Genomic DNA, 14,571 nt, shown 5'->3' with positions numbered 1-14,571 from the left:
TTTTAAGGAGACTAGTCTGTATATGGACTTGAACCAAAAGGCGGGCTTACTTTCTATGATAATTGAAAAATTTGTTTAATTTTAAAATAAAGTGATCTAAATGATTTTCATGTGCGTTATGTCTGTATACCAAAAAAAAGGGAGCGATAATTTATGAAATTAAACAAATGTCTTTTAGCCTTACCACTTAGCCTATCTTTATTGGTGCCAACAGCGGCACTGGCGGACAGCCACGGCGGCCATTCCGCTTCAAGCGAATCAGCGATGGAATCCAGCACGGCAACGCCGGCAGCGGAATTGCGCATTGCACTAGATACCACATTGACAGAGCATGCATTCTTGGCAGTTGAAGCCATGAGAAAAGGTGTTGATGGCGCAGAAGATTTTGATCAGGCTTCTGGAGCATTATTGGCGAATGCTGACGATCTTTCAGCTGCAGTCGGTTCGGTTTACGGCGAAGAAGGAGCTGCCCAGTTTGATGAAATCTGGAAATCGCATATCGGTTATTTCGTAGATTATGTAACCGCTACTGCTGAAGATAACCAAGAAGGCAAAGACCAGGCTTTAGCGGCATTGGAAGAATACAAAGTCGAACAATCAGAATTCTTTGATACCGCAACGGGTGGATTGCTTCCGGCTGCAGCAGTTCAAGAAGGATTGGATATGCACGTCGATCAGTTGATTTCAGCTTTTGACGCTTATGTAGAAGGCGATTTTGAAACAGCTTATTCGCTGGAGCGTGAATCGATCCACCATATGAGCATGTTTGCAGAAAGCTTATCAATTGCCATTACGACTCAATTCCCGGAGAAATTTGACAACACCAACCCGGACACACCAGCAATCGATCTTCGCGCTACGTTGAATGCCACATTTACAGAGCATGCGGGATTAGCCGCCATGGCGATGCAAGACGGTGCAGATGGTGCGGAAAGCTTTGATCAGGCGTCTGCTGCATTGTTAGCGAATGCAGATGACCTGACGGCTGCTGTAACTTCTGTTTACGGAGAAGAAGCGGGTGCACAGTTTGATGAAACATGGAAATCACATATCGGTTACTTTGTTGATTATGTAGTTGCGACAGGTGAAGAGAATGCTGAAGGACAGGAACAGGCACGTGCAGAACTGGACCAGTACATTGTTGACCAAGCGGCTCTTCTTGATTCAGCAACAGAAGGACGCGTTCCGGCTGATGCGCTAGAAGAAGGGTTAACAGCGCATGTTGAACAATTATTGACGGCATTTGATTCCTACGTAGCAGGCGATTACGAAACAGCGTACAGCTCGATTCGTGAAGCCTATGCACATATGACGATGCCGGCAGCTGGCTTGTCAGCGGCCATCGTAGACCAGTTCCCAGAAGAATTCGGTGCAACGGAAATGCCATCTGAGATGCCAGCAACAGGCATGGGCGGTACAGCGGATACAGATTCATTCCCATTCATGTGGGTATTGGCTGGCTTGATGCTTGCGGCGCTTACCACTGCAGTTGCTGTTCGTACACGCAAACAGTAAGTTTCGCTGATGATAATAAAAAGCTAGCCTAGCCGGCTAGCTTTTTGTTTGCCGCAACCACTGTGAATAGTACTAAACGAATTAGGCATAGGCAGTATTTAATTTTTTATGTTTGCTTGAGTTGCAAGTAAGTATTTCTTAAAATGCATAGTAGGAGGAACCAGTAATGAAAAGGCAATGTGATCTTGTGATGGACGGCATCAATCGATCTCTGCCGTTTGAACAAAAAAGAGAAGAATCGGTTGATAAACAGTTAGCCTATTTTTGGGAGCGCAAAGAATTTTTTGAAGTAATGAGTAAGCTTCCATACCTCGTAGATGCAAGAGCATTCTCCTCTGATATGAGAGCAAGGATATTGGCCATGGTATTTGACGAAGAGTCAGGCTGCGTCGTGAAACAGAACAACTTCCATAAACAGACAGCTTACGTGCCGATTCTGGCAGCATTGTTTTTAAGCCTAGTCCTTCGCAATGTTCTTAAAGAAAGAAATTGATCTGGAATCAGAAGACGAAACGTATCTAAAAAAAGTAATAAAAGAAATGGAGGAGCAAGGATGAAAAGAATAATAGTGTTATTTGCAATCGCTATTTTTTTAATGCCCTTAATAGGACAGGCGCATACCACCTTATCTTCTTCTACGCCTGCAGAAGGCTCAATAGTAGATGAACCGTTGGAAGAAGTAGTGTTGACTTTCGGTACTGTCATTGAACAAGGAAGTTCAATGACACTTGAAAGTGAAAATGCGAGTTACGAATTTAACGAAATTGTTGTTTCGGATAGTGTCATGACAGGAACTATAACAGAAGAGTTGCCTAACACTGACTATACAGTTCGTTGGGAAATCATTGGTGCAGACGGCCACCCGATCGAAGGGGAAGTTGCTTTTACACTAAATGTTGACTCTGCTGAAGACGAAATTACGCCAGAGGAAACACAAGAAACAGAAACGGAAATGTCGGAACCAGCAATAGAAGAAGTACCAGTAGAAGAAGAAAAAGCTGTCCAAACTTCGGAAGATAAAGGGAATCCAATGATTACAGTTTTTCTTGTACTTGCGTTACTTGTGATTGCCTTTATCGCTTATCGACTTCTGAAGAGAAAGAAAAATTAAGTATGTATAAGGAGAAAAGAAACTGAGTTTGAAGTTTCTTTTCTCTTTTTTTAGTGAGTATAGTTATTCACTTTATTTCCAATATTAACTAGCTATCTTTAACTTCAATTAGTATATTTAAGAGGAAGATATCAGCTAGCACAGGAAAGAACTATTTCCGAGTACAGCAGTCCTAGAAGTAGTTTTATTGAATTGGGCCTTTCATGGCGATACCTCCACATATAAAAATATTAAAAGCGAGGTAGAAACCAATGTTTTTTCAAAATATGACACCAACCCAAATTGAAACCAGAGATAAGTCTAGAATGATAGGCCATGAATTTTATACGTTTGCTCTTTTTGGACACGCCGTGTATTCTATTTTTTTCTTATCTGAATTCAATGCATCGTTCTGGATTTTAGTCAGCGGTTCCATTTTTTATTCCTTGAGCGAGTTTTTTTTACTAAAAGGGCTGCAGCTAAGGAATGAAATGGAGATTTAGTATTCAGAATAATAAATTCGGCTTGATACGATAGACCAGTAAGTAGATTTGCTTGCACTGCATTATTGAACAAGTGTAATCAGATATAGAAGATCATTTTTAGACACAAGGAGGTACGTATGGTGGCTCATCCATATCAGGAACTTGAAAATACAGAACTATGGAAAAAAGTAAATCAACTAATAGAAAGCTTGATTGAAAATCAAGACAGACTGTAGACAAAGTCAAATTAAAATTAATAGGATGTATAATCCAACCGGTCTGGCCACTTCGCTTTCCGTGGGCTCAGCTTCAGCCTCCTCGTCACTGCGTTCCTGCGGGGTCTTCAGCTTTCGCTGACTCCACAGGAGTCTACGTGGCCAGACCGGTCGGGATCGTATGGTTTCAATCAAAGGTAGAAGCTTGCTAGTCAGCTCATGATAAATAGAGCCTGATTAAGGCTGGTGAAAAAACCCTTCACTCGAGGATCCGGAGCGCAAGGCGGCGACTCCTGCGGGAAAGCGAAGTGCCGAAATCCACTCGGGCGCCAGTCCGAGTTAGTTCGGCGCGAGCCCGTGGAACGCGTCCGCCTGGAGCGCAGGATCCGGGGCAGATAAGATGAAATGAGGTTTCATTCGTCTAGTAGTAAATATTCTTTTGTTTAAAAGTTCGCTTGATTGAAAATCAAGATATTGAAGCAACTACAAAGAAAGAATATATTGTGGGATACATTTGTAAAAACCTACTGGAGTTACCCGATGAAGATAGCAATTAGAAAGAATACTATTTTGTACATCGTACGAAAATAAATAATTGATTTTTCTTCTAAACTAATAAAATTAGCAGGTTCCTTTCAAATAGAGGTAAAAGGAGAGCATTGGCTTTATCCTAAGCCAACTGAGATCGTTATGAATGAAAAAACCTGATAGATATGAAATTCTACATCTATACATACTTGAATAAAGTAAGAAAAATTAGGACGTGATCCCTGTGCCAGATTGGACTTACCACCCCGTATTCAAACCGATCCTATTTCGATTGCCGGCGGCAGTAGGAAGAGAATTTATCCACAGAACCATGTCTATGGTTTCTGCGGTTCCATATGGACCTAAATTAATCGAATACCTCGGACATACCACTCCGTCTGTCGAGTTGGAAACTGAAATTTTTGGCTTGAAGATCTCCAATCCGGTTGGATTAAGCGGAAAAATTGATCCCAGGCTAACAGGTACTAGAGCATTCAGCTATTTGGGACTGGGTTTTATTGAAGTTGGGCCAATCACTTCAAAACCGAAGGATGCAGGCGTTCCAAAGTTCACACAAACTAAGGATAATCTTATTTTCCCCTATCCGTTGGAATCTCTTGGTGTTGAACAAACTCTCGACCAGCTGCAGAAACTACAAGCATTCGGAAAGCCGATTTTTATCAGAATTGGAAAGGCGAATTGTTTTGATGAAACCTTAACATTGGTGAAAGCATTGTCCGTCCATGCCAAAGCAATTATTTTGGAAGATCGACTCAGCGAGAAAGAATGGAATTTAGTGAAGAGTTTAAGTATAAGCATGCCTTTTTTATATGCATGTGCTTCGGATAAAATGGACTGTCGTTATATCGGCCAGTTAATTTCGGCCAGCTCTATAGACGGTATTGTTATTGATGAAGCGGCAATAGAGAGCGAAGCAGGATGGGCATATTCACAGGACCAGACAGTCAGTTTATCGATAAAAGTATCGGAAATTAGAAAACAAAGCAGTATTCCAATTATTGTATCTGGAGGCATTGCCGAACCAAAGAATGCATTGGCTTTATTTCAGGCTGGCGCAGATGCAGTCATGTTGACAGCGGGTTATGTATTTACAGGTCCAGGCTTACCCAAACGGATCAATGAAAGTCTATTGGATAGCAAAGAGCACTTGAAGAACACATACAGCGGTTGGGTTTGGTATTGGTTATTCGGTTTTTTCATGTTGATCAGCGGGCTTATCACCTTACTGGTCAGCATGACCATAGTCATCATGCCATATGACGAGTGGTTTCTAAAGCTGACGCGAGAAGAAATCCTTGCAATAAATCCGAATATCTACCGATTTATGCAACATGACCGGATGACAGTTGCTGGAACGATGATGTCCGGTGGAGCCCTTTATATGCAATTGGCCAGATATGGCGTCCGGCAAGGGTTGCAATGGGCGAAAAGAGCAGTTCACATTGCCGGTGTAATAGGCTTTCTTGGTATTCTCTTATTTTTGGGATTCGGTTATTTTGATTGGCTGCATGGAATCCTCTGGCTCATTTTACTGCCGTTTTTCTGGAAAGGCTACTTGGCTACTAAAAATTACAATGAACACTCGGTTTCCAGTAACCGATCGAACCATAAGGCTTGGAAAAAAAGTCTATGGGGTCAACTCGCATTCGTAGCGCTCGGTTTTGCACTGGCCATCGGCGGACTTGTCATTTCCATTATAGGCATCACGGGTGTTTTCGTACAAACGGATATTGCTTATATTTGCATGACTCCTGAACAATTAACAGAAATAAATAATCGGCTGCTTCCTGTCATAGCACATGATCGTGCAGGATTAGGGAGCGCTTTGATCAGTGTGGGCTTGCTTGTTTTGATGCTTGCCCTCTGGGGTTTTCAAGAGGGGCAGAGGTGGGTTTGGTACACGTTCTTGTTTGGGGGAATTCCAGCGTTTAGTGCGGCAATAACCATTCATTACATTATTGGCTATACGACGTTCATACATATTTTGCCGGCTTATATTGCTTTGTTATTATTTGCGATTGGATTGCTTTATTCCAGGGATTACTTTTTCATGAAGTCCTGATAACAACCAATGAATTTTTTGAGAAAACTTTGTCTGGAGGAGAAAAATGAAAAAATGGACCATTTGTTTCATGCTGGGGTCCATCCTGTTGACTTCACGAGTCTATCTTTCAACTCTTTTATCAACGAAATGGATTATAACAGGCGCTTTACTATCAGTAATAGGAGGAGCAATAATGGGCGGCAGCTCCTTTTTCTTGCCTAAACCGACCAATAAATCTTGCGGAAATTTATAGTACGGAAGGAGGATTTCAAATGGTATCAGCAATAGAAATTGCCCGTATTGTGTTGCCGCTATTAATTGTTTGGGGGATTGCAATATTTGTTGTGACAAGACTTAAACTTAACCATCAACGAGGGACATTGGGGAAGAAAAAATCAACAGCTGCTCAAAGTCTGTTGGATAGTTTAATCCCGCTTGGCATGCTTGTTGGTTGTGTTATTGGCATGATTATCAGTATGATTTTTTCATTCACTTTTTCTTCTGCTATAAGTCTAGGAGCGGGAATAGGTTTGCTTGTCGGCTATTTTGCTTATGAGGTATATGGCAAAAAGAAGAAAGTAATTCTTAATTAGCACAACATATGGAGCACTCCGGAGCTTGAGAAGTCAGAAGCCGAAACAACTAACCAATATAATGGTCAATAATTAAATAGCTATCGTCTATGTACTTTCCCGATTTTAAGATGGAAAGAAAAAACAGCTTATACGTCATTATTTATTGAGTTCTGCAATATACTAGTTCTATCAATTAAGAGACCCAGCAACTTTTTTTAATAAGTTGCTGGGTCTCTTAATTTGTCCACCTTAAGTAAATAAGAACTAAAACTTTTGTTAGTCTCTCTTTCGCGCATATTTAACGTCAATGCAAGAAAATAACAAAGCACTGCTTTCAAAAACCTGGTCGATAAGTTTTCAGAAAATAAGGTTATACCAAAAATAACCAAAACGAAAAAACTAATTTTGTTTTTAAAAAATTGAAAATACTTAATTTCTTTCGTATAATTAAAATCGACAGTCGACCAAATGTAAATTGAATGGAGATTATAAAATGAAACCGAATCTCATGAATAACGCTTTGCCTAATTTAATTGCAGAAGATATTACGAAACAGATTATGACAGGAGCTCTTAAAACCGGTGAAAAATTAGTAGAACATATTTATGCTGAAGAATATGGCACGAGTAGAGCCCCAGTTCGTGAAGCAATTTATTTGCTTGCAGTTGAAGGCCTGGTTGAAAGAATTCCGAGAAAAGGGGCCATTGTTAGAGAGTATACAAAAAGTGAAATCCTTGATTTGCTTGAGATAAGGAATGTATTCGAGAAAATGAGTATGGACCGAATTACAAAGCATGCCCCTGATCCAGAATTATTGGAAGAAATGGAGCAAATTTTGAACCAAATGAAAAAAGCTGAAGATGTCTATTCTTATACCCAATTAAATTATGCATTTCATTCTTGTCTTATTAAAATGAGTAAAAGCGAAATCATCATGGAAATGTATTCACGACTAGGTCTACCCTTATTAAAGATTCAAAGTATATCTTTTGCTCAAGAAGGAAATATTGAAAAATCAATTATGGAGCATAATCTTATAATTAAATTGTTGAGAGAACAAAATATGACAGAACTTACAGTTGTATTATCAAATCATAATAAAGATGTCGTATCCAACTTTCAAAAAAAGCTTTAGGTACAAACTTAATGTAGGAGGCTATTATTTTGAAGCTTGCTTTTTTATTTCCAGGCCAAGGTTCCCAAATGCCTGGTCTTTTAAGTGAACTGCCAGAATCTGAAGCCACACGAAAAGTGCTTGATTCAGCGACGGAATCATTGAATGAAAATATCTTCAACTTCCATTCTCCAGATGCGCTAAGGTCAACTACCGCAGTGCAAATTTCTCTTTTGAGTGCTGGAGTAGCTGCTTTTAAAGCATTTGAGTCTGAAGGAGTAAAGCCGGATTTTGTAGCAGGTCATTCTGTTGGAGCTTTCAGTGCAGCCGTTGCGGCAGGGGTTCTCGAATTTGGAGAAGCGGTAAAAATAGTGAAAATACGCGGTGAATTGATGGAAAGTGCATATCCGACGGGATACGGTATGGGGGTCGTACTTGGAATGGATTCTTATAACGTACAATCGATTATTGACCAGCATTTTGACAAAGAATATCCAGTGTTTATAGCAAATCAAAATGGACCAGATCAATTGACAATATCGGGAGCGATATCGGCTATACAGAAAGTGCTGATTGAAACCCGGCGAAACGGAGCACGCCGCGCAGAATTATTGAATGTGAGTACACCTTCCCATTGCCAATTGCTTTTGCCAGTTGCTGAAAAACTTGCAGAAGCACTTCAGCAAGTTAAAATTTATCCGCCTTCGATACCTTATGCAGGTAATCGGAATGCACGCATTTTATCCAATCCGTTCGACATTCGACAGGATCTCGCTGAAAGCGTTTCTTCCCCAGTAAAATGGCATGATGCTTCTACTGTATTGTACGAAAAAGGGGTTCGCCTGTTTATCGAAATGCCACCTGGAGCAGTGCTATCCCGGTTAGCGGCAAAAGCATTTCCGGATGCAAGAGTATTGTCGGTAGCAGAAAATGGTTTTGACGATTGTCAGTTTATAGCAAAACGTGAAAAATTAAAGTAATGAAAGGGGCATGCATGTTGGAAAAGATTAACCAGAACACGAAAACAAAACAGTCATGGACAAAACGTTTCGATGCCAAAAACAAGCGAACAGAAAGCGTCAAAGACCTGGTTGAAGGAATGGTAATTCCGACTGAACGCATTGTAGAAGTAATGGAAAAGCTGATCCAGTCAGGAGACCGTGTCGTATTAGAAGGAAACAATCAAAAGCAGGCTTCGTTTCTGTCAGCAGCGTTAGCTCAGACTAATCCAAAGGAATTATTTAATTTACATATGATAATGTCCAGTATATCAAGACCGGAACATCTCGATTTATTCGAGCGGGGCACTGCAAAAAAATTAGATTTTGCATATGCAGGGCCACAGAGCCTGAGAATGTCTCAAATGCTTGAAGACAAGCAACTGGAGATGGGAGAAATCCATACCTATATTGAGTTGTATGGTCGTTTATTCGTAGATCTGATTCCTTCTGTGGCACTTGTTGCGGCCGATAAAGCAGATCGTTACGGAAATTTGTATACAGGACCGAACACCGAAGAGACACCAACACTTGTAGAAGCTGCTGCGTTCAGTGATGGAATTGTCATTGTACAAGTGAATGAATTGACAGATGATTTGCCACGTGTTGATATCCCGGGATCGTGGATTGACTACATTGTGGTGGCAGACCGACCTTATGAACTTGAACCTTTGTTTACACGCGATCCCCGGCATATAACCGATATTCAAATTTTGCAGGCAATGATGATTATCCGTGGTATTTATGAAAAACACAATGTCCAATCTTTAAACCATGGCATCGGCTACAATACGGCCGCTATTGAATTATTATTACCTACTTATGGGGAGTCCCTTGGTTTGAAGGGGAAGATTTGCAAGCATTGGACCTTAAATCCGCATCCGACATTGATTCCGGCGATAGAAAGCGGCTGGGTTGAAAGTATTCACTGTTTCGGGGGAGAAGTCGGTATGGAAAAGTATGTTGCCGCTCGGCGAGATGTATTTTTTACTGGACGTGACGGGAGTTTGCGTTCAAACCGGACCCTATCGCAGTTAGCTGGACAATATGCAGTTGATTTGTTCGTTGGTTCCTCGTTGCAAATCGACCAAGATGGTAACTCTTCGACTGTAACAAGAGGCCGGCTGTCCGGTTATGGAGGGGCACCGAATATGGGACATAATCCTGGTGGTCGCCGCCATTCAACACCTGCCTGGTTAAATATGATGACTTCGGATGAACCTCTAGTACGAGGAAGAAAGCTGGTAGTGCAGGTGGTGGAAACTTTTCAGACAGGAAATAAGCCTGTTTTTGTGGAATCACTCGATGCAATTGATGTGAAAAATGATTCTGAGCTTGCTGTAGCACCGGTCATGATTTATGGAGAGGATGTTACGCATGTCGTTACAGAAGAAGGCATTGCCTATCTATATAAAACAGATGATATGGAAAAACGAAGAGAAGCGATTGCAGCAATTGCCGGAGTCACACCTGTCGGGTTGAAGCACGATCCAAAGAAAACAGAAGAACTACGGAAGGAAGGCCTTGTTGCGTTTCCTGAAGATCTAGGAATTCGCAGATCAGATGCAAAGCGATCACTTCTTGCGGCAAAAAATGTTGAAGAAATCGTCGAATGGTCAGACGGTTTGTATGAACCTCCGGCAAAATTCAGAAGCTGGTAAGTAGGAGGAGTGAAATGGAAAAAGTAAAACAGTTTTTGAGCCGCGAACTAGCTTTAACAGCAGTTCATTCGTTAATAGAAGAAGTAGAGCTTACGCCAAAACCTGGTCTTGTTGACAGCAGAAATACCGGGGCACATCAAGACTTAACCATACAGCTGATGAGAGCGTCTGCAGAATCATTGAGAGATACGTTTGAGCAGATTGCTTTGGTGAGTTATGGACGTAGACCCTCCCAGTCTTTACGGGAAGAAATTGCATTAATTGGCCGTGCCGGAGAAAAAAGGATGCTTCAAGTTACAAACGGAGTGAATACCCATAAAGGGGCAATTTGGGCGATAGGCTTGCTCGTTTCCGCGGGAGCGATGGGAAGGGGCGAGGGTACTATATTAGAAGTCACAGCATCTGCAGGAGAATTAGCAGGCTATACTGACCGACATAGTCCTAGCACCGTTACAAACGGCATGAATGTAGCAGCGAAGTATGGTGTCTCTGGAGCAAGAGGCGAAGCGCAGCAAGGATTTCCACATGTTCTTCGATACTCACTGCCAATGCTCAATTACTCAAGAATGTCCAATCAAACTGAAGAAGAAGCCAGATTAAATGCGCTTCTTGCATTGATTGCTCATTTGGATGATACATGTATCTTACACCGTGGTGGTCCTGAAGCATTGGAATTTGCCAAAAAGGAGGCAACTTTTTGGCTGAAAAACAGATCGACCGATGATATGTACGCACTGGACGCTCAGTTTATCAATCGAAATATCTCACCAGGAGGCAGTGCCGATTTATTAGCGGCCACGTTATTTTTGGATAGACTGCAAAACAAAGAAATATTAGCTAAGGATAAAGAAAAATATCAATCTATATACTAAATGGAGGTGCGGTTTTTGGAGAATTTCACATTTACATTTCCGGCAACGAATCAAATTAATCGATTTGCACATGTCGGCGTCGTCGGCTCTGGTGACTTGGAAGTTCTGATAGAACCTTCAAGTGAATTGCAGACTGAAGTGATCATTCGAACAGGCATTATTGGATTTGGAGCTACGTGGGAATCTCTAATCCAGCGGTTTTTCGCACAGCATGATATTGCTGCGAAAGTGAAAATCAATGATTTCGGTGCAACGCCAGGTGTAGTAAAGCTGCGCCTTGAACAAGCTCTGGAGGTGGCTGCTGATGAGTAGAACAGTATTGAAAACCAGTTTTGTAGAATTGAGCGGACGTGAACGGGCACACAGCATATTAGACACTCATTCATATAAAGAATTGCTTGGACCTCAGGATAATATGGAATCCCCTCATTTGGAACCACAGGGAATTGTTCCGCAAAGTGATGACGGAGTGATTGTTGCAAAAGGAACAATTAACGAACATCCAGCAGTTGTCATTTCAATTGAAGGGAATTTTCAAGGCGGTGGAATTGGAGAAGTATCAGGTGCGAAAATTGCCGGTACACTGGAGCTGGCATTGAAAGAATGCGAATCTGGAATAAAAACAATTCCAGTACTGGTGTTTGACACAGGAGGCGTCAGGCTTCAAGAAGCGAATTATGGAGTACTTTCCATTGCTGAAATCGGTGCAGCCATTGTTGCTCTTCGGCGCCATGTTCCAGTTATTGCAGTCATTCCAGGAAAGATTGGAACTTTTGGAGGAATGTCCATCACAGCAGGTCTCTGCAGTAAAATCATTATGACTCGTGGAGCACGGTTAGGGTTAAATGGCCCCGAGGTAATAGAGCAGGAAGCGGGCATACGAGAGTTCGATTCAAAAGACAAGCAGCTTATCTGGGGCACAATTGGGGGAGAACAGCGTACAGTCACTGGATTTGCAGATGTATTGATTGCAGATGATGCAGATGCTATAAAAGAGGAAATTTTCTCTATGATGACGGATGACGCTGTCTATTCTTCTCGAACACTTCAAGGAGACAGGTATGACGCCCTTTTGAATTTAGTCGAACCAGAAGAGCGGCTATCTGCTGATGAGGTGCGATTACTTTGGGCACAGTCAGAAAATGCAGCAATTGAAGAAAAAACGACTTCTTTAAATAGAGATAACTCTGCAGGGCGCGGACAAACATGGTTTGACTTGCTCCGTGGGGAATTCTTGGAGATAGGCGATATACCTTCTGTCAGAGTTGCAGATGGAATGATTGGCGAGAAGAAAGTCCGTTTTATTGCAGTAGTACCGGACAATCAAAATCGTTTTCCACGCGCACGAAAAGGGGAGGTTGGCTTGCTGGAAGCTTGGTCAATCGCAAAGCATGTCAGAGAAGCCATCAAAGCAGATCAAAATAGTGAAAAGCGTGCTATTGTAGCCATTGTCGATGTTCCAAGTCAGGCTTACGGCTATCATGAGGAACTGCTTGGCATTCACCAAGCATGTGCAGCCGCAGTAGATGCATATGCATCTGCAAGATTGGAAGGTCACCCAGTGATTTCATTTATACCGGGGAATGCAATCTCCGGCGCTTTTTTGTCCCACGGTATGCAAGCGAATCGACTGATTGCATTAAGGGATGAAGGCGTTAATGTACATGTCATGTCAAAGCAATCTGCTGCTAGAATTACACAAAGAACCATGGAAGAACTGGAAATCGCTGCAAAGAAAGTGCCTGCAATGGCTTACGATGTTGAGTCTTTCGAAAAGTTAGGCGCTTTGTTCTCGTTAGTAGATGGAGTTGAAGCTAATTCTCCAGAGAAGAAAGACAGAAATATTATTTACAAAGAAATAGACCGCGCAATTGACGATGTATTGACTGATCATACAAGAGATTTAAGTAGCAGATTAAACTCCGCTTATGCGAAGTCCGGAGGCAGAGCGGCTTCAATTTTAGTAAGAGAAAAGTTAAAAGAGCAATGGAACTAAATCCGCACGATTTATTGGAAATTGAAAGTGCAAAGGAATTGACTAGCCTTTCTGATATTCCGGAGTGGGTGAAATCCTCTATTGCTGAAGCACCTTTTGTAGTAGTGAGGCGGGCCCGGGCAAGTGAAGGGTGGATCGCAGTTGGTATACGTGGTAAAGAAAGGAACGAGCGGTTTGCTGCTTTCGTACCTGTAGACCGGATTTTAAGACGAATAACGCCAGAGCAGCTGACAAGAGAGAGAAAATGGAATGGAAAGTCTAAAGAAATCTTTAGGGGTCTGGAAGAGATCGGAAAAGTATTGGATTATCATTCACTGGAATGGGGACCTACAGGAAGTATTGGATTTGAACTGGCGAGTGGAAAAGAGACAACAAAAAAAACGAGTGATATAGATATAGTGATTCGTTTTTCGAAAAACTTCACCCTTAATTTTGCTCGAATGATAGAAGCTGAGTTGAAAAACAATCAGTTTCGAGTAGATATTCAAATCGAAACATCAGAAGGCGCCTTTCTATTAAATGAATACCTTGCCTCCGGAGAGAAACCAATTCTGCTTCGAACAGTAGATGGTCCCAGATTAAAAAATATTGTTATAAAAGAATAATAAAAAAATTTAGAAATTGATAAATATCCAGAAAGTTTTTTGTTTCTATAGTGCGCAGAGTTCTTTTAACAAAATAAAAACCCTCGCAAATTCGGCAGCATTTGTGAGGGTTTTTTGTTAGTGAGATTCATGTTGGAAGATTGAAGGAGAAGCCACACAAAAGCACAAAGAGGAGTAGATAAAGCATATCTTAACTTGGAAACGACTAGTTATTTGTGGGATTTCTCTGTATACAGTCCGTTTGTATAAAGAATAGTCATGTGTTTGATAATCTCTTCAATATCATCTGTACATTGATCACCAACAAGTTCCCACATGAACATTTCATTCATATAAAACCATGATCTAGCAGTTATAAAAGGGTTTAAATTTTGATTTGCCAATAACTGTTTTTGTGCATAGATGATATCTCTTGTAATACTTTCAATAAATTGCTTACGAATGTTTTGCCAATTCGATTCTACAATAGGAGAAGTACCAATCGCTTCTTTAAAAATCTTCATAACTTGTTTCTTTTCAAGTGCCAATGATAAAAATTGTTTAACTTGGTGGGAAATGAGTTCATGTGCTTCACTTTGCGATACAGGACGAAAAGGAATAGTCGCAATTTGATAGAAGGATTCCATTGTTTCCTTCATCAGCTCAATAAGAAAATCTTCTTTATTTTTAAAGTATACATAAGCTGTGCCATGGCCTGTCTCGGCCTTCTTATTGATCTGACTGATTGTAGATTTTTGAAATCCGTTCTCAAAAAAGACATCTCGAGCTGCATCAAGTAATTTTTGCTTTGTTTCCTTTGCTTGTTGTTTTCTGTTAGTAATCATTTTAACTCCCCTACAATCTTTAATATAA

14 protein-coding genes are annotated in these 14,571 nt (G+C 41.1%); 13 read left to right on the top strand and 1 reads right to left on the bottom strand.

Translation table 11 applies throughout. The annotated features are described in order from the left end of the window. Positions 1–153: 153 nt before the first annotated feature. The 13 genes from FQV26_RS09600 (at position 154) to FQV26_RS09540 (ending at position 13,719) form a co-directional block, all read left to right on the top strand. Positions 154–1,515, top strand: a complete 1,362-nt coding sequence (locus FQV26_RS09600) for a copper amine oxidase (protein ID WP_146557264.1) — start codon at positions 154–156, stop codon at positions 1,513–1,515. 166 nt (positions 1,516–1,681) lie between these two features. Then, entirely contained in the window at positions 1,682–2,008 is a 327-nt protein-coding gene (locus FQV26_RS09595) for a hypothetical protein (protein WP_146557263.1), read from the top strand. Between the two features lie 60 nt (positions 2,009–2,068). Beyond that, positions 2,069–2,626, top strand: coding sequence for a copper resistance CopC family protein (locus FQV26_RS09590; protein WP_146557262.1), 558 nt, complete (start codon positions 2,069–2,071; stop codon positions 2,624–2,626). A 1,451-nt stretch (positions 2,627–4,077) separates the two neighbouring features. Further along, positions 4,078–5,916, top strand: a complete 1,839-nt coding sequence (locus tag FQV26_RS09585; RefSeq protein ID WP_146557261.1) for a beta/alpha barrel domain-containing protein — start codon at positions 4,078–4,080, stop codon at positions 5,914–5,916. Between the two features lie 46 nt (positions 5,917–5,962). Then, the gene (locus FQV26_RS09580; RefSeq protein ID WP_146557260.1) at positions 5,963–6,151 is read left to right on the top strand and encodes a hypothetical protein; all 189 of its coding nucleotides are present in this window, start codon (positions 5,963–5,965) and stop codon (positions 6,149–6,151) included. Between the two features lie 19 nt (positions 6,152–6,170). Then, the gene (locus tag FQV26_RS09575) at positions 6,171–6,491 is read left to right on the top strand and encodes a hypothetical protein (protein WP_146557259.1); all 321 of its coding nucleotides are present in this window, start codon (positions 6,171–6,173) and stop codon (positions 6,489–6,491) included. 475 nt (positions 6,492–6,966) lie between these two features. Then, the gene (locus FQV26_RS09570; RefSeq protein ID WP_146557258.1) at positions 6,967–7,608 is read left to right on the top strand and encodes a GntR family transcriptional regulator; all 642 of its coding nucleotides are present in this window, start codon (positions 6,967–6,969) and stop codon (positions 7,606–7,608) included. Between the two features lie 29 nt (positions 7,609–7,637). Continuing rightward, complete coding sequence (locus FQV26_RS09565) at positions 7,638–8,567, top strand: ACP S-malonyltransferase (RefSeq protein WP_146557257.1); 930 nt, start codon at positions 7,638–7,640, stop codon at positions 8,565–8,567. Positions 8,568–8,593: 26 nt separating this feature from the next. After that, complete coding sequence (gene mdcA, locus FQV26_RS09560) at positions 8,594–10,246, top strand: malonate decarboxylase subunit alpha (RefSeq protein ID WP_261384324.1); 1,653 nt, start codon at positions 8,594–8,596, stop codon at positions 10,244–10,246. A gap of 14 nt (positions 10,247–10,260) precedes the next feature. After that, entirely contained in the window at positions 10,261–11,118 is an 858-nt protein-coding gene (locus tag FQV26_RS09555; protein ID WP_146557255.1) for a triphosphoribosyl-dephospho-CoA synthase, read from the top strand. A 15-nt stretch (positions 11,119–11,133) separates the two neighbouring features. Then, positions 11,134–11,430: a malonate decarboxylase subunit delta gene (locus tag FQV26_RS09550; protein ID WP_146557254.1), complete on the top strand. Its 297-nt coding sequence runs from the start codon at positions 11,134–11,136 to the stop codon at positions 11,428–11,430. Continuing rightward, positions 11,423–13,114: a biotin-independent malonate decarboxylase subunit beta gene (locus FQV26_RS09545; RefSeq protein ID WP_146557253.1), complete on the top strand. Its 1,692-nt coding sequence runs from the start codon at positions 11,423–11,425 to the stop codon at positions 13,112–13,114. Before FQV26_RS09550 ends, FQV26_RS09545 begins: the two co-directional genes overlap by 8 nt. Next, positions 13,105–13,719, top strand: a complete 615-nt coding sequence (locus tag FQV26_RS09540) for a malonate decarboxylase holo-ACP synthase (protein WP_146557252.1) — start codon at positions 13,105–13,107, stop codon at positions 13,717–13,719. Before FQV26_RS09545 ends, FQV26_RS09540 begins: the two co-directional genes overlap by 10 nt. Positions 13,720–13,928: 209 nt before the next feature. Here the strand turns inward: FQV26_RS09540 and FQV26_RS09535 are convergent, their stop codons facing one another. Further along, positions 13,929–14,543 (bottom strand): TetR/AcrR family transcriptional regulator, encoded by a 615-nt coding sequence (locus tag FQV26_RS09535; RefSeq protein WP_146557251.1) that lies wholly within the window; start codon positions 14,541–14,543, stop codon positions 13,929–13,931. Positions 14,544–14,571: the final 28 nt, after the last annotated feature.

The sequence above is a fragment of the Planococcus sp. CPCC 101016 genome, assembly GCF_007859295.1.
In the GTDB taxonomy this organism is placed as follows: Bacteria; Bacillota; Bacilli; order Bacillales_A; family Planococcaceae; genus Planococcus.
Note: the sequence above shows the minus strand (reverse complement) of the source record. Positions and strands in the feature narration are given on the sequence as shown.